This is a genomic window from Pseudoalteromonas luteoviolacea, from assembly GCF_000814765.1.
Classification (GTDB): domain Bacteria; phylum Pseudomonadota; class Gammaproteobacteria; order Enterobacterales; family Alteromonadaceae; genus Pseudoalteromonas; species Pseudoalteromonas luteoviolacea_H.
The window spans coordinates 690,529-716,051 of record NZ_JWIC01000007.1; the positions used below are offsets into that span (position 1 = coordinate 690,529).

General features: G+C 41.2%; 19 protein-coding genes. 11 read left to right on the forward strand and 8 right to left on the reverse strand.

Features of this window, described 5'->3' with window-relative positions; all coding sequences use genetic code 11:
• Positions 1 to 12 precede the first annotated feature (12 nt).
• From JF50_RS17320 to JF50_RS17345, 6 genes are all read left to right on the forward strand, one after another.
• The gene (locus tag JF50_RS17320; protein ID WP_052262397.1) at positions 13 to 957 is read left to right on the forward strand and encodes a hypothetical protein; all 945 of its coding nucleotides are present in this window, start codon (positions 13 to 15) and stop codon (positions 955 to 957) included.
• A gap of 48 nt (positions 958 to 1,005) precedes the next feature.
• Positions 1,006 to 1,953, forward strand: a complete 948-nt coding sequence (locus tag JF50_RS17325; protein WP_052262398.1) for a hypothetical protein — start codon at positions 1,006 to 1,008, stop codon at positions 1,951 to 1,953.
• Positions 1,954 to 1,987: 34 nt separating this feature from the next.
• Positions 1,988 to 2,869: a hypothetical protein gene (locus tag JF50_RS17330; RefSeq protein WP_039610636.1), complete on the forward strand. Its 882-nt coding sequence runs from the start codon at positions 1,988 to 1,990 to the stop codon at positions 2,867 to 2,869.
• 318 nt (positions 2,870 to 3,187) lie between these two features.
• Complete coding sequence (locus tag JF50_RS17335; protein ID WP_039610637.1) at positions 3,188 to 3,565, forward strand: hypothetical protein; 378 nt, start codon at positions 3,188 to 3,190, stop codon at positions 3,563 to 3,565.
• Between the two features lie 23 nt (positions 3,566 to 3,588).
• Positions 3,589 to 4,527 carry a hypothetical protein gene (locus tag JF50_RS17340; RefSeq protein ID WP_052262399.1) on the forward strand — a complete coding sequence of 313 codons (939 nt, stop codon included), beginning with the start codon at positions 3,589 to 3,591 and terminating at the stop codon, positions 4,525 to 4,527.
• A 1,505-nt stretch (positions 4,528 to 6,032) separates the two neighbouring features.
• Complete coding sequence (locus JF50_RS17345; RefSeq protein WP_039610638.1) at positions 6,033 to 7,229, forward strand: MFS transporter; 1,197 nt, start codon at positions 6,033 to 6,035, stop codon at positions 7,227 to 7,229.
• Positions 7,230 to 8,088: 859 nt separating this feature from the next.
• Here the strand turns inward: JF50_RS17345 and JF50_RS17350 are convergent.
• The 4 genes from JF50_RS17350 to JF50_RS17365 all read right to left on the reverse strand — a co-directional run bounded on the left by JF50_RS17350 (position 8,089) and on the right by JF50_RS17365 (position 12,791).
• The gene (locus tag JF50_RS17350) at positions 8,089 to 8,595 is read right to left on the reverse strand and encodes a hypothetical protein (RefSeq protein WP_039610639.1); all 507 of its coding nucleotides are present in this window, start codon (positions 8,593 to 8,595) and stop codon (positions 8,089 to 8,091) included.
• 172 nt (positions 8,596 to 8,767) lie between these two features.
• A complete protein-coding gene (locus JF50_RS17355) occupies positions 8,768 to 9,634 on the reverse strand; it encodes a hypothetical protein (protein ID WP_039610640.1) in 867 nt (288 codons plus the stop codon).
• Positions 9,634 to 11,973, reverse strand: a complete 2,340-nt coding sequence (locus JF50_RS17360; protein WP_235423463.1) for a fimbria/pilus outer membrane usher protein — start codon at positions 11,971 to 11,973, stop codon at positions 9,634 to 9,636. Before JF50_RS17360 ends, JF50_RS17355 begins: the two co-directional genes overlap by 1 nt.
• A gap of 122 nt (positions 11,974 to 12,095) precedes the next feature.
• Positions 12,096 to 12,791, reverse strand: coding sequence for a molecular chaperone (locus tag JF50_RS17365; RefSeq protein ID WP_039610642.1), 696 nt, complete (start codon positions 12,789 to 12,791; stop codon positions 12,096 to 12,098).
• Between the two features lie 367 nt (positions 12,792 to 13,158).
• Between JF50_RS17365 and JF50_RS17370 the strand changes: the two genes are divergently transcribed.
• On the forward strand, positions 13,159 to 14,952 hold the full coding sequence (locus JF50_RS17370; protein ID WP_039610643.1) for a S41 family peptidase: 1,794 nt from the start codon (positions 13,159 to 13,161) through the stop codon (positions 14,950 to 14,952).
• A gap of 694 nt (positions 14,953 to 15,646) precedes the next feature.
• Here JF50_RS17370 and JF50_RS17375 read toward each other — a convergent pair.
• From JF50_RS17375 to JF50_RS17385, 3 genes are all read right to left on the reverse strand, one after another.
• On the reverse strand, positions 15,647 to 16,885 hold the full coding sequence (locus tag JF50_RS17375) for an extracellular solute-binding protein (protein WP_039610644.1): 1,239 nt from the start codon (positions 16,883 to 16,885) through the stop codon (positions 15,647 to 15,649).
• 9 nt (positions 16,886 to 16,894) lie between these two features.
• Positions 16,895 to 18,907, reverse strand: a complete 2,013-nt coding sequence (locus JF50_RS17380; protein WP_080760271.1) for a methyl-accepting chemotaxis protein — start codon at positions 18,905 to 18,907, stop codon at positions 16,895 to 16,897.
• A gap of 283 nt (positions 18,908 to 19,190) precedes the next feature.
• A complete protein-coding gene (locus tag JF50_RS17385) occupies positions 19,191 to 20,930 on the reverse strand; it encodes an amidohydrolase (RefSeq protein ID WP_039610646.1) in 1,740 nt (579 codons plus the stop codon).
• A 71-nt stretch (positions 20,931 to 21,001) separates the two neighbouring features.
• On the opposite strand from JF50_RS17385, the gene JF50_RS17390 reads away from it, so the two are divergent.
• The 3 genes from JF50_RS17390 (at position 21,002) to JF50_RS17400 (ending at position 23,722) form a co-directional block, all read left to right on the forward strand.
• A complete protein-coding gene (locus tag JF50_RS17390) occupies positions 21,002 to 21,685 on the forward strand; it encodes a response regulator transcription factor (RefSeq protein WP_039610647.1) in 684 nt (227 codons plus the stop codon).
• Positions 21,678 to 22,844, forward strand: a complete 1,167-nt coding sequence (locus tag JF50_RS17395; RefSeq protein WP_039610648.1) for a HAMP domain-containing histidine kinase — start codon at positions 21,678 to 21,680, stop codon at positions 22,842 to 22,844. The genes JF50_RS17390 and JF50_RS17395 overlap by 8 nt, the downstream gene beginning before the upstream one ends.
• A 140-nt stretch (positions 22,845 to 22,984) precedes the next feature.
• Positions 22,985 to 23,722, forward strand: a complete 738-nt coding sequence (locus JF50_RS17400) for a substrate-binding periplasmic protein (RefSeq protein ID WP_039610649.1) — start codon at positions 22,985 to 22,987, stop codon at positions 23,720 to 23,722.
• Between the two features lie 149 nt (positions 23,723 to 23,871).
• On the opposite strand, the gene JF50_RS17405 is transcribed toward JF50_RS17400, so the two are convergent.
• Positions 23,872 to 24,333, reverse strand: coding sequence for an OsmC family protein (locus JF50_RS17405; RefSeq protein ID WP_039610650.1), 462 nt, complete (start codon positions 24,331 to 24,333; stop codon positions 23,872 to 23,874).
• A 125-nt stretch (positions 24,334 to 24,458) separates the two neighbouring features.
• On the opposite strand from JF50_RS17405, the gene JF50_RS17410 reads away from it, so the two are divergent.
• Positions 24,459 to 25,367, forward strand: coding sequence for a LysR family transcriptional regulator (locus tag JF50_RS17410; RefSeq protein WP_039610651.1), 909 nt, complete (start codon positions 24,459 to 24,461; stop codon positions 25,365 to 25,367).
• The last annotated feature ends 156 nt before the right edge of the window (positions 25,368 to 25,523 follow it).

Here is a 25,523-nt window from a genome sequence, read left to right on the forward strand (position 1 = left end):
AGGAATTACTAGATGAAAACCGAACAGAAAAGTGGACACAGTACAGAAAAATCGATTTTAGAGCTTTGCGAGGGGTATGAAAAAAGAAAAGCAGAAGCGACAGGTGAAAGAAAAAAATTTTATGATGAGATAGAAAAAAAGAGTGACAACGAAGATAAATATATTAAACAAGGTAAATACTTCGAATCGTTAAATAAGGACCATTTACATCATCAAAGTTATGAGGAACGTTTAGCTAAAGCTACTGAACTTAACGGTTGTGATTTTAAAAAATCGACCTTCAAAAATGAAGCATTTGTTTCTCGGGAGCACACAGATATAGATCATTATATCGGCTGGTGCGATGGGCAAGTGGTTGGTATAAGAAGAGCCCCTGGAATTTGGTTAGTATGTCTATTAATTGGGTGTATCTTGTTCATATGTGGTGGCGCCGCATTGCTCTTTGGTATTACATCAGGTCCTATTTGGTTAATTTTTTTTACGCCTTTAGCCATTGCAGGGCCTTGGTTTGCGGATCAAGTATTATGGAAAAACCTAGATTGGTTAGACAAAATAGAGTTTAACCGCCATACGGGGCTGGTTCGCACATCCCATACTTTATTAAGGCGGCCTTTTTATATCCCCATAGAGGATATTGAGCTGTGCCAAGGACCAGTTGTAAAAAATGCCCGTGGAAGTGGTGAGATACCCACAGGCAGTCTCGTACTCACAAAATATCCAGCGAAGTTTTGGTGGCGCCCGTCTCTTGTTATTTTAGGAGGTATGGAAAAAGATCATTGGACAGCCATTATAAAGTTTATGGATATTAGTCAACCAATACATATGAATATCCAAGAAAGTATTGAAGAACACTTTAAGAAAGATAAAAACGCCATGGGCACAGGCCCGTTTCCTGAATCGATGAAAAAGTACTTGGATGCAGAGGATAAGCAGATCAACCGATTTGAGGTTTGGTAGCGGTTTTGCTGTCAAACCAAAAGGATTGAGTTTGTAGCAAGGAATGTCATGAACGTGAAAAAAGTTGGTTCACCTTCTTCTGAAAGTTTGTCTAAAAAAGAGCGACGGAGACGAGAATTTGAAAAAGAGAAAGCGAATGCCCCGAGTCATATGCGAGCTGCTTATGATGAGCTTGAGAAAAAAAGTCGCAATCGAGAGAAATATGATAAACAGGGGGTATTTTTCGATGAGCTTTCAAAAGACCACCTTCATCATCAGACATATGAGCAACGCCTTGCAAAAGCTGCACAGTTAAATGGCTGCGGGTTTAAAGAAGCTAAGCCATTTAAAAAGCCGTTTTCATCGCGGGAGCACCATGGTACAGATAACCACATTGGCTGGTGCGATGGACAAATTGTTGGGATCCGCAGAGCGCCATTTTGGGGCGGGTTTTGTTTTTTATGGTTTATCTTATGTGTCTATGTGCTTTTTTTTAGTGTTGTTAATGTTGTCTTTTTTTGGGAGTTTTCGTACGCATATTTAATCCCTGTGAGTATATTAGGTCCCATGGCCGTTCACAAAGTCTGGGAGTGGGGGGCATGGATAGATAAAATAGAATTTAATCGCCACACCGGATTGGTGCGTATGCCATTTTCTTTTCTGAGACGACGTTTTTATGTGCCAATTGAAGACATAGAGCTGTGTGAAGGCCCTGTTGTACAAGCCGCAAGAGGCGGCGGAGAAATGGCTACCGGCAGCCTAGTGTTAACCAAATACCCTAAGCGTTACTGGTTTAGGCCAACCATTACGGTATTTGGTGGGATGGAGCAAGAGCATTGGGCCAGCATTGTAAGGTTTATGGATATTTCTCAGCCAATACATCGTAATATACATAAAACAATTGAAGACCATTTTCGTGATAATAAAAACGCCATGGGTACAGGCCCGTTTCCTGAGTCAATGAAAAAGTACTTGGATGCAGAGGATAAGCAGATAAACCGATTTGAGGTTTGGTAGCAAATAACGGAGATTTACAAATTTAAGGATGAAGATGAGTCAAGAAGCGCTAACAGAAGAAGAGATTAGAGAGCAGCAGCTAGAAGCAATGCGTTTAAGAAATCGTAATATTACAAAATATTCTAAGTTAGGGTTTTATTATTTAGATCTTTCAAAAGAGTATTTGCATCATAGTAACTATGAAGATCGTTTAGCTATGGCTGCAAAACTTAATGGCTGTGAATTCAAAGTTGCAAAACCTTTCAAAAGACCATTTAGTGATAGAGAACATACCGATGAATTCCATCATATTGGCGATTGTGATGGACAAGTGGTGGCTTTGCGCAGAGCCCCCGCCATTTGGCTTGTTTGTTTTTTTCTTTCTCTTTTTGGATTTTTGGGTGGTTTTGGCTTTTTTGTTTTTGGACTAATTACAGGGCCCGCTTGGTGGATTTTGGCAGGTATAGCATTATTTATTATCGGCCCTTGGTTGACTTATAAATTATGGGAACAGCTGGATTGGTTAGACAGAATTGAGTTTAACCGCCATACCGGACTTGTGCGCACCTCACATACTTTATTGCGACGGCCATTTTATATCCCGATTGAAGACGTTGAAATGTGCGAAGGGCCAATCATTCAAGCGGCGAGAGGGGGAGGTGAAATGGGTACGGGTGGCTTAGTCTTGACTAAGTACCCAGCAAAGTTTTGGTGGCGCCCAACCATTGCCACTTTTGGGGGGATGGAAAAAGATCATTGGACAGCCATTCTGAAGTTTATGGATATCAATGAGCCGATACATGAAGACGTACATGAATCAATAGAAAAGCATTATAAAAAAGATAAAAACGCTATGGGCACGGGCCCTTTTCCTGAAGTGATGAAAAAGTATATTGATCCAGAAGACAAGCAAGTAAGCCGCTGGAAGGTTTGGTAGCTGCTTTGCTGCCAAGCCGAGCTAAGAGGATTGAGTTTTAATAGCGAAAGGAAAGTTATGGTCCCACAAAAACGGTTTAACTTCCTAATTCGATATATTTATAAAAATGGTTCGTAATACTGTATGCACTTAATTCGATAAATTTATAACAAATGGTCCGTAAAACAATATGCACTCAAGCGGTTACAGATAAGTCGGCCAGAATATCTCGCGCTGATCAACGTACCTTGCAATCACAATATGTAGACTTTTGCGCTTCTTCCAAAAGCCTTTTATACGCCAATGGTACACCCCATTAACGGCGCAAGGGTAAAGCTGATGTGGCGTCGAACGACTGGGCCTGACAAGGAATTTAAAATACTCACTGATCATCAATTGAGTAAGTTAATGTCAAAAATCACGCTATTTCCTGCGCGAAAAGGTTGGCATTTTGATGTGAGTTATTACCGCTTAAGGCAGGTTTTAGGGCTGCCTTATAACAGCAGTATTGAGCTCAAGGGGGAGTACAAAGTATATCCGCAAGGGGAAGGCGCCAAATTGGTTGAGGGAACTGAAACAGAGTTTATGCTGCCGTCGTATGTCAAACGCCAAGCAGAATCATTTTGGGAGTCTTTTTTTGGCGAGGGTGAATATGAACAAACTCAAGGGGGGATGTATTTACAAGAAGTATTTTTACGTCCATCAAATCCTCGTTAGGTATTAATCGAATAAGGATCATTATGTCTCTAAATAAAAGTGAGAAACCAGTCAAATCTATCGAAGAAATGCTTGATGAATTTGAAAAAGAAAAAGCAGTAGCAACGGGCGAGGATAAAAAAAGATTTGATGAAATAGAACAGAGAAGTGTAAATAATACAAAGTATTTTGAACAAGGCATTTACTATGAAGAGTTGTCTCAACAGCATTTGCATCATCAAAGTTACGAGGAGCGTTTAGCTAAAGCTGCTGAACTTAACGGTTGTGATTTCAAAAAATCAAGCTTGAAAAATGAAGAATTTGTTTCTCGGGAGCACACAGATATACATCACCATATCGGCTGGTGCGATGGACAAGAGGTTGGTATAAGAAGAGCCCCAGGAATTTGGTTAGTATGTCTATTAATTGGGTGTATCTTGTTCATATGTGGTGGCGCCGCATTGCTCTTTGGTATTACATCAGGTCCTATCTGGTTGATTATTTTTACGCCCTTAGCCATTGCAGGCCCTTGGTTTGCGGATCAAGTATTATGGAAAAACCTAGATTGGTTAGACAAAATAGAGTTTAACCGCCATACGGGGCTGGTTCGCACATCCCATACTTTATTAAGGCGGCCTTTTTATATCCCCATAGAGGATATTGAGCTGTGCCAAGGCCCGGTTGTAAAAAATGCCCGTGGTAGTGGTGAGATACCCACAGGCAGTCTCGTACTTACAAAATACCCTGCGAAGTTTTGGTGGCGTCCTTCTCTTGTTATTTTAGGTGGCATGGAAAAAGATCACTGGACAGCCATTATAAAGTTTATGGATATCAGTCAACCAATACATATGGATGTTCACGCAACCATAGAAGACCATTTTCGTGATAATAAAAACGCCATGGGCACAGGCCCATTTCCTGAATCGATGAAAAAGTACTTGGATGCTGAGGATAAGCAGATAAACCGGTTTGAAGTTTGGTAGTTATAGATTGCGGGGCAAGGCCGCAATGACGGGGTTTTAGGGTTGAGTAGTGATTTAAGTTATAGGTTTTCAATGCCCCTAGTTTTTGACTCTTCATGGCGGTTGCTACACTTCAATAAAACTCCCCCCTTCGTCACTCTGAACATGCTTCAGAGCCCATAACTCGATGAGACTTTTTAACCCGTTTTAGCAACTTAGCTTCCTTTAGAAAAACATGGATTGCGGGGCAAGCCCGCAATGACGGGGTTTGAGGGTTGAGTAGTGATTTAAGTTATAGATTTTCAGTGCCCCTAGTTTTGGACTCTTCACTGCGGCTGCGACACTTCAATAAAACTCCACCTCCGTCACTCTGAACATGCTTTAGAGCCCATAACTCGATGAGACTTTTTAACCCGTTTTAGCAACTTAGCTTCCTTTAGAAAAACATGGATTGCGGGGCAAGGCCGCAATGACGGGGTTTGAGGGTTGAGTAGTGATGTAAGTTATAGGTTTTCAGTGCCCCTAGTTTTGGACTCTTCACTGCGGCTGCGACACTTCAATAAAACTCCACCTTCGTCACTCTGAACATGCTTCAGAGCCCATAACTCGATGAGACTTTTTAACCCTTTTTAGCAACTTAGCTTCCTTTGGTAAAACATGGATTGCGGGGCAAGTCCGCAATGACGGGATTAGGCTAAGTGTGAGTTTTTTATCTTTTAAACTGAACGAGTATTCTACCTTTGCCACATCTTAGCTCCCATAATGTATCTGAAATATTTATCCATTTTTAATTACATAGCTTCCTTTGGCAAAACATAGGTTGCGGGGCAAGCCCGCAATGACGGGTTTTGAGGGTTGAGTAGTGATTTAAGTGATAGGTTTTCAGTGCCCCTAGTTTTGGACTCTTCACTGCGGCTGCGACACTTCAATAAAACTCCACCTTCGTCACTCTGAACATGCTTCAGAGCCCATAACTAGGTGAGACTTTTTAAACCGTTTTAGCAACTTAGCTTCCTTTAGAAAAACATGGATTGCGGGGCAAGCCCGCAATGACGGGATTAGGCTGAGTGTGAGTTTTTTTATCTTTTAAACTGAACGAGTATTCTCCCTTTGCCACATCTTAGCTCCCATAATGTATCTGAAATATTTATCCATTTTAATTACATAGCTTCCTTTGGCAAAACATAGATTGCGGGGCAAGCCCACAATGACGGGGTTAGGGCTGCGTTGTGTGGTTATGTTCGTGGCTTTTGTATAACTCTAATCAGAGCATCAAAGCTTATTTATTGAGAATTATTATCATTAATGATATTGTCATGCCAGTTTTGCATTAATATTTACTTTTTCATTTCAAGCCATAGGGTCTATCGACTTATCTATCATGGATCATAGCTTTTCAGTGGCGGCCCGTTGTTTTCAGTTTCGAGTTTTAGCTAAATAAGTTGAAGATAATTGACTTAAAATACTGGTTTTTAGAGTTAAAGAGCGGTTGCTAAGGATAGCAGCTGCTAAAACAAGGAGTAAAAGTGACAAATATAACTAAGAATGAAATTTCATCTGATGAAGTGCGACCGTTTAGCACAAAAGCGCTGATGTTTGAAACCTTTGCATGCACTATGGCGGTAATGGCATTTGCTGCATTAGCGGGACCAATTGCTCGAGTGATTGGGTTAGAAGCATGGCAAATAGGTATAGCGATGACAGTCGCTGGTCTAGCATGGGTATTGATGGCTCGTTTTTGGGGGCGATTGAGTGACAAACGAGGGCGGCGTCCAATCATATTATTTGGTCTCTGTGGGTTTGTGATCAGCTATGCAAGCCTTGCGCTATTCATCGATTTTTCAATGAAAACCGCTATGGTACCGACTTTGGCGTTTATTGGCCTTGTTGTTGGGCGGGGAGTGGCAGGGATCTTTTATGCGGCAGTGCCGACAACCAGTGCTGCACTCGTGGCAGACCATGTGCCGCCTAAACAGCGTACAGCAGCTATGGCAGGGATAGGAGCTGCTAGTGCTGCCGGTATGGTGATTGGCCCTGGCTTTGTGGGGCTGATTGGAGCTTATAGCTTGAGCATTCCTTTATACATTACGGCTATTTTACCAGCCATTGCATTGTTGGTGCTTTGGCGAGTGTTGCCGAAAATAGAGCAGCATGCAAAGCCTGATGTGCAGTTAGTAAGATTAAGTGATGTGCGTTTGCGAAGGCCTGTTGCTGTGGCTTTTGTTGCCGCGTTTAGCGTCGCTATAGCGCAAATTACAGTGGGCTTTTTTATTCTCGATCGCCTGCAACTTGAAACATCGGCTGCCGCCCGTTCTGCAGGTATTGCGCTGGCCATTGTGGGAGTTGCTTTGATTGTCTCACAGGTGGCAGTGCAAAAGCTTGCGTGGCAACCGCAGAGGTTAATTTTGTTTGGCGGATTGACTGCTGCACTGGGCTTCATTGTGGCGTATTTTTCGCTATCATCCCTCATATTGTGGGTAGGCTATGGCTTAGCTGGTTTTGGTATGGGCTGGATATATCCATCGCTTTCTGCACTGGCTGCTAATTCGGTTGAACCCCATGAGCAAGGAGCTGCTGCTGGTACAGTCTCCGCGGCACAAGGGCTAGGCATTGTTACGGGTCCTATTGTTGGCACTGCCATTTATGGATTAGATTATGGATTACCTTATGCGTTGATTGCTGTGATGTTAATAATTACAGCGCTTTGGCGAACACCTAAATAGCTTGCAGCGCTTTACTAACCAAGGTGCGCTTCTATTTTTATATAATTTTTATAGGAGTAAATTAATATGGATTTTTATTATATATGAGGTCGCTATAAATTATTTTTATGGTGTTTTTATATTGGTTTTAAGTGTTGTTTAGGCTTTGAAGTGCTTTCCTTGATGTCATTTTATTAAATTTTAATTTATTAAAATGCATTGTCATTACTCTCCGAAAAACCGACATTTTATTTCATATATTTTTCCATAGAGATCAAAGCTAATTATTGGTACCCGCAGCCGCAATGCTTTTTCCAATTTCAATAGCTTGTTGATGTGTTGCCCAGCCATTACTCTCACTTGGAAAAAATGTCACATGAGCACACAATTTCTGCATTGTTATTCACCATGGGGCAGATATGGTACGAGGCTGATTAATAATACAATTTTCTGTGACAAGGCTCGCCAGCCACTGCTAAGGGTTTTATTATTTTCAGATAAAATAGCAGCTAGTAAGGAGAGTTGCCGCTTTAAAAGAACATTATAATGTGCATTTTTATATGTGGTGGATAATGCTGGGAAGCTTGTTTTTTAATTGAGTTTTTGGGTTTTTATTGTTGCAGATTAAAGTTTCTAACTTTGATTTCAATAAATATAAATTTAAAGTTAATGTATGGGTTTGGTTTTTACGGTTTTAAAATGTGAGATTGGCTTTTTATGTATGGTGTGTAGGGAAATATAAGGCTTAGTTTTAATAAAGTTTATTATAAAATCAGGTGTTTTTTTACAGAAAAATGGGTTAGTTGCCAAACAATTAACCCATCATCTTAGATCAGGCGGTTAAGAATAAGCCATAAAAACTTTGCCGCCTAATATGTTATTAGTTAGGGCTTACAGTGACTGTAATAGTATCTGAGTAAGTACCAGCGTCATTTAGACCATTTGACTGTGGTGTGATTTTTAGCGCAGTTGCTTGTGTCTCACCAGAAACACCAGTACCGGCAGCTGTTGCTTTTGAATGCTTGTAAGTACCTGTTTGTAAGTCGATTCCAGTTGTGTCACCGATGTTAAGTGTATATGCAATTTTGCTGCCTTTAGCATTGTTGGCAACTAAGAAACCACCATTAGCTGATGTGTATTCAGTCGTCGCGTTCTCGCCAGTGTTACACCAAACATCTAGAGTACCGATATCTTGAGTTTGTTGTGAAGAATCAAGTTTAAGACCAGTTACGCTGTTGCTGTTGCCGCTGCTGGTTTTACACATTGGCTCAATAGTACCTTCAAAAGAGAATTTTGCTTCAGTTCCGGTGATGTCTGTAACGACAGCTGATGCTGAGATTGATGTAAATGCAGTTGCAACGAATAATGTTTTTAGTAATGCGTTCATGGCTTTCCCCTTTAATAAAACACGAAGTAGTTTTTATTTCCAATTTTAATTTTTAGGTGTTCTCACCTTGTTGATAAATTAAAAGCAAAGGCTGTGCCAAGAATGAAATATTATTCCAATTTTTTTGAGTTGGTTGAGATAAAAAATAATTTAATCTTTTTATATCATATGTTTACCTTGGGTATACGGTCAGTGATAAATTATCTCGATAGTAGCCAGCAGGCATGAGCTCCACATTGCCTAAAATGAATTCAAAGCCATACCACTTATTTTTGACGCCGGGATAAAAGTTGTAGCTACGGTATATCTGCTCAGATGACGACATTTTGACGTTATCAAAGCTCACAGAGTAGTTGATAAGCGCACCAGTGTTGGTTTCATGACGCAAGCCATTGAACTCGGAGTCTAATACAATATCGTACGAGCTATTACTGAGGATTTTTACGCCCCAGTAAAAGCGCATATTGCTTTGTAGCTCACCTAAGTTCACTTGATAGTGTCCATGGCTACCGGCCACTTTACCCTTACTGTTATTGTCTAAGGTGATTGCAACCTGTGGCTCAGAGTAATAGGTCATGTCAAAATATTGTTCTTCAACAATTTGATTGTTTTTTACAATGGACACTCTAATGGCCCCATTGTATTCGCCTGCAGGAAATAAACTGTAGTGACGAAGACGAACCCACATTTGGGTCGTTCTTTCATTCAATGGGGATTTCCAGATCCCATTTCTCACTTTAATTTTTTTGAATTGAGCATCGTAGAGCTTTGCGTATTTATCTTGCGTTGGTCCTTCGAATACCATTGAATAGTAGTAGACGTCTTCTACCCATATTTCGTCAGCGCAATTTAGGAGTTGATCGGAAACTTGCACTTTCAACGGCAAATAGACGGTAACTCTATTATTATGTTCGGTAATGATGTCTGTTGAATTAGAGGTGACCCACAAGTTACCGTAGCAGCTGTTCCAATTTGCATATGCCTGTGCAGTAAGCATCATATAAGTCAAAACCATTAACGCCAAGATTCTGAATTTCATTATTCTGTGCCTCCTTTAGGCTGCGCGGCTTGTAACGTAATCGTGCCTACCCTGACAAATCGTTGCTCTGTGCCAGAAATATTGATCAGGCCTGTCATATCCCCTAATTCAACGAGATATTGTCCTGTACTAATTCCTTCAATGACAAAGCGGCCAGTTCGATTGGTAAAAAATGGCCAGCTTTGAGGTTGATTATCAGCGTCAATGTCGGTTTGTCGTTTTACAATCCGACCACGTTGCATTGCAATAGCTGTGCCCGAGTTGTCTGCGAATTTACCAATGACGGTATAAGAGAGATCTGAACCAATTTGAATGTGGTGCCCAGTTGCAGCGCCGCCGACTTTAACATACATACCGGGTCCCCAGTCATAGCCAAGTGGTGCATCGGGTACATCTATGTTGAGTTGAGCTTTACTGTATCCGCTTCCTAAATCAATGAGTGAGCCAACTTGGCTACTCGGTTTGGATTGCGCGCGCCCGTTTCTGTCGACATTGACCAGTACATTAGCGTCATTTAAAGTTTTATGTTTCGTAATGACTGCAAATGGTGCTGTTGTTGTGGCGCTCAGGCCAATATGGCCATCAGCGACCCCAAGGCTGGTAGACAAGTTCACGCTGGCGCTGCTTTCTGAACCGATGCCATAGCGAGAATAGTTACTGGCGCTGATATCTGTTCTCATAAATGAGCTGGTGTAGCTGGCTTCTAATTGCTCTTGCCTAAAGTCGTCACCTTGCTCAGCCAAAACTTGATAGCCATAGTCGTTTACAAAGTTATAATTTGTTTTTGCATAGCTGGCACTTGAGACTTTGGTACGGCTATTATACTGAGCTCGAGTTCGGTGGTTGGTTTTTCGACTGTCATAATTCCATGTAAAGGTAAGAAACAATTTATTGTCAGAGATAAACCGCTCATCTTCACTGTCACTGAAGTTGTAGCCTATTCTCATGCGAATATCTTCATAGCGCAGGTTTAACTCAGTACTGACATTATCGGTAGTAAGATTGTTTTCATCTTTTGCACGGGCCGCATTGAAGTTTAAGTCTATATGCTCATTGATAAAGAAGCTATAGTCGACAAATGCACGATTTCGGTTGTTGATGGTGTTAAACTCAAGCCAAGGTGTATTGGTAAAGTTATGGCTTATCTCATAGCCAATGCGTAAGTTAGGAGATCCTACATTGCCATCACCAAACACACTGTGTTCAGTTTCAATCGAATATATACTGCCTGTTGTATTATCGACTTCACTTTGAGAGTAGCGTATAGAGATGTTACCCACAGGGCTGTTTATTGTTGCGAGTGATCCAATGACATGACCTCGAGGGTGCACTGCACCATTGAAGCCAAAGGTAAAGTGGTCACTTAGACCGTATTCATAGCTACCAGATACAAGTAGGTCATCATCATATTCAAAGCGCCTTTCTTCAAATGAAGATAAATAGCCAACAGATAAGGTGTAATCACTTAAACCTTTTGCCAGCAATCTCGCATTATAGTGCGTGGTAAAATTAAATTCCTCTTGTTCACCATTTGGATAAGTGGCGATGACGCGAATATTGTTCTCACCTGAAGTGAGTGGCAGGTCACTGAGATCATATCTTCCTGCTTTTACGCGGATCCGAGAGATCAAAAAATCATTAATATAGACTTCAAGAATTGCCATACGCGGAAGAACAAACTGTTGGCTGTTGCCTGGGGTAATTCGCCGTTGAGGCTGTAATTTGGAGTATGCTTTTTCAATACTGAAGCCTGCCAGTTGGGCGCTTGAGAGGTGGCCTGTGCTATTGATACTTGTATCACCAAGGGTAATGCGCAGAGGTTTGTCAGGTTGATCGTAATATAAAGCAGTTTCTCCGCGATATACTTTGGTCTCTCTGCGACTGCCATTTTCCCAGAATAATGAACTGCGCATATTAACACCATCTCCGCCACCAACATTTGCGTTCATCAGCCATTCAAATTGTGATCTATGGTCATTATGATTGTTAAAGCGCTCATGGTTTAAGTTGAGGTTATTTAACATAGCCCAATAAGCTTCACCTTTGGGTTGTTCAAAGTGAGTCTGCCTGCCATAAGACAGGTTATCAGTTGCCATTGCCGCTTCAGAAAGAGACATTTCTATGGTGAGATCTTGAGCTTGAAGTTTAAGCTCTATCCCTTGCGCTGCAAATTCTTCAGGTGAAATAGGTGTTTCGCCTTGTCTCGTTAGCCAATCAATGACGTTTTGGCTGAGAACACTGTGTAACTGTTTTTTAAATTCAGAGGCAGAAATAGACTTCAGCTCAAAGCCATCTGTAGCGGCAGAAATTTGCCCCACTTCGGCAACATTGAGCCGCACAGGAAAATCCATTTCGAATGTGGTAGCAAAAACACGGGTGGCCCAAAGCAAAAGAAGTGTGAACAGTACACACTTCTTTTTGATAGGCCGAATAGTAGCGCCTAATTTAGACATGGCTTAGGCTATTTTTTATCAAGTAAATTGACAAGTTTTACACTTTTACTGGGTTTCTCTTTCAAAACTGGCTGTAAGTCGACTGCCATTTTGTGTCCGGGCATAATGAAACGGCCGGAGGTAATGGATTGAAGCTGTGCCCAGGCGATGACTGTTTCACCTTCATGAAACTGATAGTCGAAATGTGACAAATCTAATACCCGTTTTCCAGTATTAGAAATTGTTAGGGTACAGTCATCAAGCTTGTCACATTGGATATCACTTTGCTGTTGACTTGCAATGCCGTCAGGGCTCACAAACACTAGGGTCGCAAAGTTAAACACCATTTTTACGCCAGATTTGTCATCTTCGTCTGGCAGCGGGAGTTGCTTGAATACAATACGATATGAATGCGTCTCTTTTAATTCTGGCGAACCTAAGTATTTTGCGCGAAACACTTGATAGCTTTTTGCTGCGACTTCAACTTGTGGGGGTAGCACAATAAAGTCGTCTTCTGCGGGGACTAAGACTTCTTGTTGTTTGTCATTAAAAGTACGTTTATATACCTCTATTTCAATTGGTAATGCGCTGTCACTTGGATTTTGTAGTCGATAGGTCACTAAAGACTTTTTACCATGTGCAGCAAGATCAACAATCATAGGCTGAACTTGATAGGCCATTGCAGGGATGGATAACCAGAAAAGGAGTAACATGAATAAACGCATTTGACTTCCAACAAACAAGCTTGATTAAAAAATTTGCTATACGATACCTGTACTATTAGCTAAAACAAGAGCAAATTACCTTTTTGATAAAAAATTTAGGCCTGACTTTCCAAATGTTGTGACACTGAAATCACCGATGGCGTTTTTTAATTCAAATTACCAATAAAGGTATGTATATATTATCTATTAATTACCTTTTGTTGAATATTTTATAATTGACTCCTTAATCACTCTAGTACTATGAGTAAAAATTAAAAAGTACATAAAAGTCATATTATTAATTTAATTATGAACAAGAGGGAATTGTTGACAAGTTAAATATTTTGTTACGAATATAGGGGCGAACATAAATAAAAAAGGAGTTACTATGCTATCTAAATTTCTTCATCATGCAATTTATGCTGGTACTTTACTCGCAATGAGTAGTGCATCCCACGCAAGCTTAGTGAGTGAGCAAGTCTTTCAAAATAGCACTGCAACTAAAGCGCAGTTAGAGCAAGCATTACCTGATATTTTAACGTTTAATGAACTTGTGCATCGAGTGCGGTACTTTTATCCAAGTGAAGCTGTATCACAGACTCGCTGGGAATTTTTTCTTGAGAAAGTCATCGATCAAATGGCGGTGTTACCAGAGCAGGAACGGTTGGCTTTTGCGTTAGCAGAACTTAAAAACATCACGCCACACATAGTGACTCAACCGAGCGAACTGCCCGTTATTGCACATGACGATGTTGCACATACATGGGTTGCGACAGGCGCACGGAATTATCATGTGTATGAAAGGAATTTACGCTCAGGTAGCATGTCAGAACTCTTCAATCATATACATACGCCCAAGTCTAAATATTACAACGATGTATATGGTAATCAAACGCTATATTGGCCTTTGTATTTAGATAGTCAAGAAAGCCAAAATGGTGCAGTTTTTAGGCCTGAAAAGAGGTTGTCTACGATGACTAACCCCGCAACATGTATGGCCGCAGTAAGCTATGTTTGGGCTGAAATCTATCATTTTTGGCCTTATTTTGAACAGGTGCCTGTTAATTGGGAAGATAGTCACATCACGTTATTAAAAGGCTGTTTGGGCAATTTTAGTAACCTTCAAAATATCATTAATATTGAATTCAAAAAATTACAAGATAACCATGTTTGGGTTGCCCTCTCTGAAATGCTTGAGCGTCGTGGTGACTATTTGTTGCCGCTTAGAGTGGAGTATATTGAAGGTAAAGCCATTTTAACGAGTAAAACGGACTATTTGTCACTGCAAATAGATATTGGTGATGAACTTGTTGCCATTGATGGTAAGACAGCTGGTGAGATCATTCAGCAAGCTGCGAAGACGGAGGCGGTCAGTGATCATATGGAAGAAGTCTATGCCGCTTACGGTATAACTCAAAACTACAAATCTCCCAAATTGGTTGATTTAGTGTTTAGAAAACCAACTGGTGAAATAGTGACGACTACGACGGCAACAATTCATAAAGATGTCATTGGTGAGTTTAAAGGGAATACGTTAGAGCGGCCACTGATCCAAGATTTAGGAGAGGGTGTTGTTCGGTTGAATGTTTATGATATCGCAACTGAGGCGCAATTTAACGAGGCAAAAGCTGGGTTGAGTAACGCCAAGGCCATTGTTCTGGATATGCGAGGGTATCCACGTAACTTCTTTTTAGTACGTGAGTTTATGGGGTACTTTTCTAATGAAGCGACAACTGTAGGTCCTTTTATGCACTTCTCTCAAAGGTTACCAAATCAGGAGGATGTCTATGTAAATACTTATCCTGTAGGTATACCGTTGAATGAGCAATTATTTAATGTTCCAACGGTCGCTATTTCTTCAACTCAAAATGGGAGTGCAGGAGAGCACTTTTTAATGATCGCACAAAATTTGGATATACCCATTGTGGGTGATGTGACTGCGGGGATTAATGGCGATATCATTGCCGGTTGGGCCTTTGGCTCTTTGGCAAATGGTGGTATTTATTACTTGTATACTGGTGCTCGTTCGGATCAAGTGGATGGCAGTAAATTGATTGGTGTTGGTATCCAACCCGACTACTTGGTGCCTGTTACACAAGCTTCGATAGCTAACAATGTTGATATCCAGCTTGAGAAAGCACATCAAGTCGTACTTGATATACTGACACAGGGGTTGAGGTAGCTTAAGTTGACGCTTAACAGTGATGTGTTTATTCACATCACTTTTTTAATTTAGGTGATGTATCAATGATAGCTCTATCACGTGAAAGTCATCAGGTATTTAAAGTGAGCAAATATATGGACCATATTATATGTAATGACGAGGGTTGTGATGATAGGGCATAAAATATTTTTGTGTGTGTAGCCAGTTACAAAAATTAAACGGTGGCGAAGTGGCTATTTTATTACTCAACTTAATCTAATAGTAAATCTGAGCAATAAAAAGGAACAGTATACTTCCGATGCTATATTCGACACTTTATTAAGATATCTGGTATTGTTTTTTTACGGACAAAATGAAAGAAAAATTTTATAAAAGCGCTGTTTTCTTGATTTTTTCTCATGATAGTCAGATGTTTAGCTATTTTTGACTATGCTTAAAACGTTAAGTTCACTCGTATTAGAGTGGACTGACATTGGTATGAGGTGTGTTCAGGTTATGTGTTTATGAGAGTAGAATCTTCATTTTATCTTTACACACCTATCTTCATTACGTCTTCAGTAATTTATCGAAAGTTGCCACTGTGTGTGTCAGTGAGAATATAATGCGAGCCAACACTAGGCTGACCTATCTTTTCCTGTCAGCCGATCTGGTAGGGGCATGTCTATATGCCCTACCTTGTTGAAAAGTACTCGCATTTATTAAAACGTACTGTTTATTTACTACAGTACTCGGCACCCGTATATTGCCAGCTGTTTAGCCCTTGCTGAATATGCTGCGCAGCTTGCTGTGCAGTCTTTCCAGAAAACACTTGCTTGATGGCTTCTGAAACAAGTTGCTGATAACTTGGTGAGCCTTGATTTAATGACGCAGCCGTAAATAGGCTGGCACTGTAACTTTGCTCGTTTAAGCGCTTTGCTTGTGCTCTGAGGTTCGCACTATTGATTTGCACTTGGCCACCGTATGCCGGGATTTCATTTAGCGTATTGGCAAATAGGTTGGCAAATGCTTTTGTCGTCGTAAAGTTAAGCACTTTTTGGGCATGCTCAGCATACTTACTTTTGGCGTTTGCCTGATAGGTACCATCGGCAAACCCGTAGAATTTGCCGCTTTCTCCGGGTATTGGCCAAAAGCCAACTTGATAGCTTTTGTCTATTTGGTAAAACACGGAGTTAGGTCCTGCACGCCAACCGCCATCTAAAGCTAACGCTGAGTTGCCAAGTGCCTTGCTGGTACCCATACCATGATAATCTTGCTTTAACACATCATGATTGATGTAGCCTTTTGTGTGCCAGTCTTTTAACGTGTCCAAAATATTGACGTAATCAGCGTCCGTAAAGCAGGCCTGACCATTTGCGAGTGCTTGTGCTCGTGACGCTTTGAGTAATCCTGCAGTCATTACTTCGGCGACTACTTGCGATAGGTACCACTGATCGCTGGCCATTTGCAGAGCAGTAATATTTTGGCTTTTTAATTGGCTGAATACATGCTCGAGTGCAGAAATAGAGTGAGGTTGTGACTCCAAACCATGTTTTGCCAGCAATTTCTTGTTGACCAATATGCCCTCAAGTTGCATCGCAAACGGCACACCATAGATGTTGTTATCTGCGCCTGTTGCTGCTGGAAGTGCATTTGGGTTGATTGATTGTAATGCCGAGTGCTGCGGTAATATCAAATTATGTTCAATCAGTGGCGCGAGTGCCGCAGGCCCCGGCATCCATTGAAACAAATCTACGCGCTGATTTTGTATCGCCAATTGGATATGTGATTGGTATGTATCAAAGTCAATGACTTTGACATTGACCTGCACACCGTCAATTAAGTTCTGGTTGTTAATCTTATCCCATAACAATTGTTCTTGCTGACGCCATGTGTAAAGGTCAAGTTGCTGCTTTGCACAGGCTATGGTTGGCCAGATCAATAAAGCAATAAGTAAATAGAAATATTTTGTCATGTTCACCTCTTATTGCACCTTAAACTGCTCGTTCATTGTGACTAGGGCATTTGATGCTTTGTCTAGTTCATTGGCTGCGGCATGGTTATGTTGAATTTGATCGAGTGTTTGCAGCGAAAGTTCATCGATGTTTTCGATGCTGGTACTTATCTCTTGCGCGGCAATATGTTGTTGTTTAGCGGCTTCAGCAATGACTTCGTTAAGTTGGTGTGCATCACTGACACCTTGCGCAAACGCTTTAATTTGCACATCAATTTCTTTCGCCATTTGAGTACAAGACTCTGTATTGTTAACGGAGCTGCGAAGCGCTTGTACCGCCAAATCAGAAGATTTAAGCAGTTGATTTATTTTAGTTTGAATTTGTTCAGTTGATGTTTGTGTTCGCATAGCGAGTGTGCGCACTTCATCAGCAACAACGGCAAATCCACGGCCGTGCTCTGCGGCTCTAGCTGCTTCAATTGCAGCATTGAGCGCCAGTAAGTTGGTCTGATCGGCTATAGTATCGATAACATTGACAACCTCTTCAATCTGTCGACATTCTTTGTCAAGAGAAGCCACCACGTCCGCAGCCGATGTCATATCACAACGAAGTTGTTCACTGAGCGTTTGGTTTTGCTGAACTAAACCTTGAGATTGCGTTGCCAGTGCGTCAGCTTCCGCCATTAGCTGAGTTGCTTGCTCAGCCGTATCTGAAATTTCACTCGATGTTGCGGTCATTTCAAGTACAGCGCTGGCTACTTGAGTGGTTTGATCTTTTTGCTGATTGGCGATCGTGGTTGTATGTTGTGCACTATTAGACAAGGTATCGACAGAGTGATTGATTTGCTCCGATTGTGTTTTGATGTCAGTGATAATTGTTACAAACGCGATCCTCAAACTTTGTAGTGATTGACGCAATTGTGCAAATTCGTCTTTGCCTGATACATCTAACTGATCTTGAAGATTGCCGGTCGCTAGCTTTTCTATGTCCGCAACGGTTTGCTTTAACGGGCGACTAATACTGCGTGTAATATACAGCGCTGTCAAAATACCGAATATCAGAGTGGTAAGGGTTGCTAAAGAAATCCAAGTAAAGCTTGATTCAACCGACGCAGTCGTTTGTAACTCGACCGAAGCGCTAAAGTCCTGACTTAATTTACTGATTTGTGCCATATCAGATTTGAGCTGCTGTAACCCTGATTCCACTTGCGCAAGATTACTGATAAGTACATTTTTACTCGATAAGTAGCTGCTCTGAAGAGATTTTATGCCATCTTGTTTTCCGATTACCCAGGCTAGTTCAGTTGCTACGGTACCCAGTGGTTTAATGATGTTTCGCTCTAAAGGAGCACTGGGTGAGAGCGCTTGCAATTGATAACCACTTTTCACATAGTCACTCAACCACAACTTGTACTCTTGTGAGAGCGCTTGTAGTTCTTGTAAGTTGTTTATCAATAGAAACTGTTTAGCGATAGAAATACCATATCTAAGTTGGCTTAAAGAGGAAGTAACCGCCTGATTTGGTCGGTAGCGTGTGTAACGCTCTGTAATATCAGCAAGCTGTTTATCGAGACTGCTGATCTGTGCCTGATATTGTTTTAACGTGGCTTTGTTTTTCAGCGCCGCACTGGCGACACTCATTGACTTTTTCTGTGCGCTGAATACTTGTGCTTTGCTGGCTTCAAACTGCTCAACAACCTGAATTTTCTCACTGTTGTTTGGTAAATTGGCAAACAGCTCTGTCATTGCATCGAGCTGCTGTTGTATTTTTTTCTGATATGCGTTGATGGAACCTTCCAACCTTAACTGCTCAGAAATGTCGTCAGCATAGTAATGCTGATACACAGATAGGTTAAGTTGATCAAGTTTACTTTCGACAGAATTCACTTTTATGTCGATTGGTTGAGCGACTTGAGTGACTTTTTTTAAGTTGCTGTTGATCTCTGACATTCTAAAGAGAGAGAAGACGCTTATGGCAACCATTGCCAGGAGAACTACCGTGTATCCGACTGATATTCTTGATATTACGGATGCTTTGAACATGGTATGGGTAACTTATTGGTGAAACAGGTTTAAATTTTGCGCAATGGTAACACTGTCCATTTTAAAATAATCTAGTATTTATTCAGTATATTTAAATAAATAATTGTGATGGGAAGTATGAAACTTGTTGAGTAAGTGTTTGGTCTGTATGTGGTGAGTAAAAAAGTAACTTTATTAGTAATTCAATGATAATAGAAATCATGAAAATGAATGTGAGTGGGTGTGTTGTTACATTTTGGTTTCTTTGAAATGGGGCTAAAAATCAGCCCCATTGGAGAGGGCGTTATCGTTGATATACAATCTCACCATCCAGTAAGGTCATAGTGACTTGCGTATCGGCGATTTCTTTGACTGTACTTTCAAACAGATTTTTATCAAGCACAACTAAATCAGCGAGTTTGCCAACTTCGATACTGCCAACTAGGTGATCCTGTCGCATGGCATAGGCGCTGTTTAATGTATAAGCTTCAAGTGCTTGAGCGAGAGTGATTGCCTGTGGCGCCCTTGATATCGCATTGCTGATCCCAATGAATGGATTAAATGGGCTAACATTCCAATCACTTGAGAGTGTTAGCGTGGCATTACTGTCGACCAAGCTTTTGATAGGCACGAGGTCTTGTGAGCGCTCTACACCTAGTAAAGGGATGTTTTCTGGCCAGTGACTTGGATCAGTAAAATCTCCAGCAACTTGTGCATCCGCAATGACACCTAATTTAGCGAAGCGTTCGTAATCAGCTGGGTCAACGACTTCTAGATGGGTTAATCTGTGACGTGCTTTACCAGAAGATGCATTTTCAATGGCGTTTAATGCTTCATGGATCCCTCTATCACCAATGGCATGAATATTAAAATCGAAGCCTGTTGGTTCAAGTGCTTTGATGTATTTCTCAAGGCGAGCTTGAGTAAAGTAATTAAGACCATTATTACCATCTAGATCCAACCAGTTTTGGTGATATGGTTCGTGCATGGCTGCTGTGGTATTGACCAGAATACCATCGACATAAAATTTCACCTGATTCACTTTTAGCAAACTATTCGGATCGGCTTGGTAGAGAGATTTTAGCTTACTCAGTTGTGTCGCATCACTCATTTGTGGGTATGCCCAAAGACCTAAGTGCGCTCTAAGAGTTAATTTGTCTTCGTTTGCGATCTTTAACCAGGTTTCTAAGTGGCCGCGTTGCCAATAAGTTCGTGCATCGCTGATAGATGTGATCCCAGCTTTATTAAGTGCAGGCATCGTATACTCTATCAGTCCCAAGTAATCGTTTTGCTGTGTGTTGGTCAGCGAGCGCATCGCTAGCTCCATTACTTGGTTACCCGCGTTATCATAAAGGATCCCATCAACGTTTCCTTGCTCATCTTTCCCAATGACACCGCCAATAGGGTCTGGGCTATTGGCATGGATCCTTGCTAATTCTAGTGCTTTGCTATTGACCCACATAGAATGAGAAGTTTGTTCCATGATGATCACGGGGCGGTTTGATACAGCCTCATCCAAGACTTCAATTGGACTGTCTTGCATGTCCAAAAGTGTGCCGATTGAATGCCCATAGCCAATTAGCCACTCAGCATCAGGGTTTTGAAATGCAGCATCTGCAATGAGGTCAATATAAGTCTCGGTAGATGCTTGTTCAGGAAGTGTAAATTGAGTCGCGTCTGAGCCTGATTCCAATGGGTGCATATGCACATCATGAAACCCTGGCATCATCATCTTACCTTGTAAGTCAATAACTTGTGTATTTTCACCAATATGTTGTTGCACTTGCTCTGTAGAGCCTACAAAAACAATCTTATTATCTTTGATTGCAATCGCCTGTGCCCAAGGTTTAGCTTCATTGACGGTATAAATATCACCATTTACAAACACCATAGTAGATTGAGCTTGCGTAGTTTGATTGGGCGCCGTGTTTGGTGTATTGCTATTTATAGTATTATTTGTGGTAGAGCTCGAATCTGAATTACAGCCTGATAAACAAAGGCCAGCTACAATTAAAGGAAGTAAAGACATATTTGTGACTCTCATGGTTGACTCCTATTGGTTGGCGCTACAATATCAGTGGCATGGTAACTGTAAGGTAACAGTGTAGAGGCTTTATGCTTGTTTTGCTGGTGGAAGACGATACTTCTTTAGCGGCTCAATTAATTGATTTTTTGCAATGTGAGGGCATTGAGGTGGATTATGCCATGTCTGTCGCGAGTGCAAAAGAAATCGCAGTACAAACAAATTTGTATAGTCGATATGATGCGGTGATTTTAGATATGGATCTGCCTGATGGCAGTGGCCTGAATTTATTGTCAGAAGATATTCTGGGGCAAGGCGTACCAGTATTGTTTTGTACAGCAGCCACCGCGCTTGAAGACAAACTCGCGGCTTTTTCTGCGGGAGCATTGGATTATATCACTAAGCCATTTGCTTTACCTGAGCTTGTAGTTAGGCTAAAAATACTGGCGCAGAAACAACCGAAAAAAGCCGATGTCATGTTCGAGCTAGATAGCTTATGTATTGACTTCTCCATGAAGATAGCCAGACGAGGAGAACGCATTTTGGTGCTATCTCCGCAGCAGTGGCAACTGCTTTCTTTACTGGCAAAGCATAGTCCGACGCCGGTGAATAAAGATCAGATCTTGATACATATATGGCCAGATCAGGACGTGAATAATAATATGTATAAGTCTTTATTAACGCGTTTGCGGCGCAATATAACTAAATATGATGAGCCAGAACTCATCCACACGATTAAAAGCCAAGGGGTGGTATTGAGGTGTATTAATGGCTAACCCACAAAGCCTCGGGCGTTATTTTACGCTGAGATTTGGCATTTTTTTTATTGTATTTATGGCGATATGGATCCAAGTTGCAACCTGGGTATATCACTATGCTTGGGATGATACCACTGAGCATTACCTCTATCAGGACTTGGCGCTAGCACACAGTGGTCAGCTTCAACTACCTTTCGAATCAGCAGAAAAGTACATTGGTGCAATGCATACTATGCCAATTCAGTATCAAAAAATACTGAGTATCCACGATATAGAATATGAACACACACTACTTTTGCCCTATGATAAAGGGGATATGTATTTACTCAAAAGTGAAGATAATTTAGGTCGAGAACTATTTGTTATTCATGTTTTTTCACAGCAGACATCCCCCAGCCTATTGCCTATTTTTTTGATCTTAAGTGGTTTTATGCTTGTGCCTATCGGGCTATTAATTTGGCGGATCTGGCGTGCAATTAGCAGAGATATCGGGGGGCTTAAACAACATTTGGATGAACAGCAAGAGAGTGCACCAACAGCAAGGTTTGTAGAATTTGCAGAGCTTCAGTCTTCATTAATATTGGCACGCTTTGCTCGCCAGCATGCGCAACAGAAAGAGCGGTTGTTTTCGGCATTTTTGAGCCATGAAATACGAACACCATTGACTAAAATCAACCACAGTATTCACCGACTTCAGCAGATAGATGATATCCCTTTGGCTGCGCTAGATATTTTTGAAGAATTAGAAATTGGACAAACAGAGTTAACTGAGGTAGCAGATGCGGTTTTATTACTGAGCCAGCCCAATAAAGCGAAACTGGTGTGTCATGCTCTATTACCCATCTTAATCACGTGGCAAAAAAAGTGGGCTGGTCTGGGCTTAATCATTCATTTTGATAATGAGTTTGTGCTTAATGAGCAAGCCGTTCAACTTAAATTATTGCAGCTACTTTTGACACAGATAGCAAAAAATGCGTTACAGCATGGAGAAGGAGCGTTGTACGTGAGGTGCGATGTCACGGGCATCGAGTTCGAAAATAGTATCAATGTCAGTGCAGTACGAACAGGTTATGGTCTTGGTAGCAAGATAGCGACGCAAGTATGCGATTGCTTTGGATGGCAATACAACGTGACTGTGAATGATAAATATAAAGTGCGTATTACTTGGGGAAGCTAAGTGGAGGCAGGGACTGAGAAGTCTCAGTAGTTGTGTAAATGGTTGTCTTTGGCATCATTGATTAGGCCAATATGACGATTTTGCATTACTATTTTCCTATTGAGACTGTTAGGTTGATAAGCTCTCCTTTGGATAAATCAATGCCCACTTATTTCGGTTGTATTCTAGGTATTTGTGTTTTTGTCTTGTCTATCCGTATTTATGGTGAAGAGCAAAAGGTCATACTCGCCCAACCCATCACTCAGCCCACCATCTATGCTACCGTGGCCAAGGAGGTGTTACTGACTGTGTATGCCCAAATTGATGAAAGTGTTACGTTTGAGCTGTATCCTGCAAAACGCGCTTTGCGCATTGCTGACAAAGGTTTGACAGATGGACTGCTTGCCCGTACACCAGGTCTAGAACAAGACTATCCCAACCTGAGGATGCTGAGTGTGCCAGTTGCGTTTGAAAAAGTGTATTTATTCACGAATCAGCGATATGTTTCTCCCATAGATTGGCGTGAACTAACCAAGTATCGCGTTGCAGTTGTCAGAGGGTTTATGCTTGTGGCGCAAAGTTTTCCACCAAGTATATTGGTGGAAGTATCGAGTATTGAGCAGGCATTTTACATGTTGTCGCAGCATAAAGTAGATTTTGTCATTGACTTAGAAAGCGGGCAATGCAGCTTAAAAAAGCTGGGTTTAAGTGAAATAAGAAAATTAGAGCCCGCCATGACAGAGTTAATTGTTTACCATTATCTTCATAAAAATAATAAGGCGTTAATGACACGTGTAGAGCCGATATTAAGGAAAATGGAAACACAAGGTAAGATAAAAGCTCTATATCAAAAAGTGAACAGAGCTTTTAATTGCGATAACTTGCCTTATGTTCCATGATTTTTTTAGGCTGTTGCCATGTCAGCACTCTGTCAAAGCGTGTGATTGTGTGTGACCAAGTGCGAAGTCAAGCGCTATGGTGTATCTCTACGCGTGTTCTAATGTGTGTAATTTAATCGTACAGAGACATGCTGTGAGTTTAACTCTACTCAATGTTCTATTTTTATCAGTGTATTTACTGAGTTTGCAATGAAGCAAGCGCAATGTGCTTGGTGATGTAGTTCAGAGAGCACTTTTTCATTGACGCGCTGTGTGTGTTGCCATGTTATTTGTGGTTTGAGCGTTACTTCAACCATTGCCATGTTCCCGTGAGCATTTCGGGCCATAATACCTGAGGCCTTGTCGATATAGGACTCGACAATGAGTCCGGCTTTTGCAGCAAAATGAAGGAAAAATAACATATGGCAGCTGGACAGTGATGCGACGTATGCCTCTTCTGGGTCAACATGGTGTTCTACAGAATATGGTAAGGGTACAACAGAGGGAGATGAAGAGGCTGCAACGATAGCGCCCCCATCAAAAGACCAGGTGTGTGCTCGGCTATACTTCGCATCAATAAATACTTCATTGGGGTGTCTTTGCCAAGAAATGGCTGCTTGATAGGTAGACATCTTTCCTCCTGTGGTTCCGCTGGTGTATTGGTGTAAGTGCTGGTGTTAATATAGAGCATTATGAAATTGACAGAGCAAGAGTAGAAGCGATAATAGCTCAAAGTGACTTGAGGTAGTTTCATATCATGAGCAATCTAAATCTCTCCTTAACTGCATTACATACGTTTTCTGTGGTTGCAAAAGAACTTAATTTTACAGCGGCTGCTGGGGTATTACACATTTCTCCAAGTGCTGTGAGTCATCAAATGAAGCTATTAGAAGCTCAGTTAGGTATGAGTTTGTTTCATCGTAAGTCTAAAGGGGTCACATTAACCAGAGACGCTACTTTGCTGGCTGAGCATATCAACAAAGGGTTCAATATTTTGGAGTTTGGTGTTGATAATGCACGGCGTTCCAGTCAAACCGAGCGCGTTGTACTTGCTGTGATCCCCTCTTTGCTTGAACATTGGCTAATCCCTAAATTAAGTGACTTTTACCGATGTTACCCAAATATCGAATTACAATTGGTGGCGAAAGATCAACTGGTTGATTTCAATCGTGAACATGTTGATGCACATCTTCACTTTGGTCATGGACAATATCAAGGTCTTACTTGCCAGCAACTCGCTGCAGAGTGGGTTTATCCTGTATGTGCACCACACTATTCAAAAAAGCTGGGTGAAGGTGCACACTTATTGAGTTATCAAGGTGGCAAAGAAGATGCACCTGGAAGCATTGACTGGCAAGCATGGTTTGAGTTGCAGTCGCTTAATTACGTTTCTCGAGATAGACTGACTGTGTTTAGCCACGTTGGTCATACATTAACTGCTGCGAAACATGGCCAAGGAATAGCGCTAGCGTGGCATCATATTGCGACTGAAATGATAACTCAAAGCGCATTAATCAAGATGCCATATACACCTTTGAAGATGCCTTTCTCGTATTTCTTGATCATGCCAAACAAGGCTAATTATACCAACGGGTTAAGGTGTTTAGGTGAATGGCTTGAACAGCAATTTCATGATTTTAATTTGGTAAACAAGCCTGTTAGATAACCTATTCACATCATTTTGTTTGATTATTTATAGTGACCCAAGGAAGTATTACCTGCCACAAAATTTGTTATGTTTATTTAATTCAATGTGTTATGTTTTTTGTTACGGTTTAGTTTATCAAAACTGCTTTTATATCGTTCAAGGATTGCAATTTGA

What these genes read in the sequence shown, in the direction of transcription:
- JF50_RS17320 (WP_052262397.1), top strand. Translation starts at nt 13, where the DNA reads ATGAAAACCGAACAGAAAAGTGGACACAGTACAGAAAAATCGATTTTA.
- JF50_RS17325 (WP_052262398.1), top strand. Translation starts at nt 1,006, where the DNA reads ATGAACGTGAAAAAAGTTGGTTCACCTTCTTCTGAAAGTTTGTCTAAA.
- JF50_RS17330 (WP_039610636.1), top strand. Translation starts at nt 1,988, where the DNA reads ATGAGTCAAGAAGCGCTAACAGAAGAAGAGATTAGAGAGCAGCAGCTA.
- JF50_RS17335 (WP_039610637.1), top strand. Translation starts at nt 3,188, where the DNA reads ATGTGGCGTCGAACGACTGGGCCTGACAAGGAATTTAAAATACTCACT.
- JF50_RS17340 (WP_052262399.1), top strand. Translation starts at nt 3,589, where the DNA reads ATGTCTCTAAATAAAAGTGAGAAACCAGTCAAATCTATCGAAGAAATG.
- JF50_RS17350 (WP_039610639.1), bottom strand. Translation starts at nt 8,595, where the DNA reads ATGAACGCATTACTAAAAACATTATTCGTTGCAACTGCATTTACATCA.
- JF50_RS17355 (WP_039610640.1), bottom strand. Translation starts at nt 9,634, where the DNA reads ATGAAATTCAGAATCTTGGCGTTAATGGTTTTGACTTATATGATGCTT.
- JF50_RS17365 (WP_039610642.1), bottom strand. Translation starts at nt 12,791, where the DNA reads ATGCGTTTATTCATGTTACTCCTTTTCTGGTTATCCATCCCTGCAATG.
- JF50_RS17370 (WP_039610643.1), top strand. Translation starts at nt 13,159, where the DNA reads ATGCTATCTAAATTTCTTCATCATGCAATTTATGCTGGTACTTTACTC.
- JF50_RS17375 (WP_039610644.1), bottom strand. Translation starts at nt 16,885, where the DNA reads ATGACAAAATATTTCTATTTACTTATTGCTTTATTGATCTGGCCAACC.
- JF50_RS17380 (WP_080760271.1), bottom strand. Translation starts at nt 18,907, where the DNA reads ATGTTCAAAGCATCCGTAATATCAAGAATATCAGTCGGATACACGGTA.
- JF50_RS17385 (WP_039610646.1), bottom strand. Translation starts at nt 20,930, where the DNA reads ATGAGAGTCACAAATATGTCTTTACTTCCTTTAATTGTAGCTGGCCTT.
- JF50_RS17390 (WP_039610647.1), top strand. Translation starts at nt 21,002, where the DNA reads ATGCTTGTTTTGCTGGTGGAAGACGATACTTCTTTAGCGGCTCAATTA.
- JF50_RS17395 (WP_039610648.1), top strand. Translation starts at nt 21,678, where the DNA reads ATGGCTAACCCACAAAGCCTCGGGCGTTATTTTACGCTGAGATTTGGC.
- JF50_RS17400 (WP_039610649.1), top strand. Translation starts at nt 22,985, where the DNA reads ATGCCCACTTATTTCGGTTGTATTCTAGGTATTTGTGTTTTTGTCTTG.
- JF50_RS17405 (WP_039610650.1), bottom strand. Translation starts at nt 24,333, where the DNA reads ATGTCTACCTATCAAGCAGCCATTTCTTGGCAAAGACACCCCAATGAA.
- JF50_RS17410 (WP_039610651.1), top strand. Translation starts at nt 24,459, where the DNA reads ATGAGCAATCTAAATCTCTCCTTAACTGCATTACATACGTTTTCTGTG.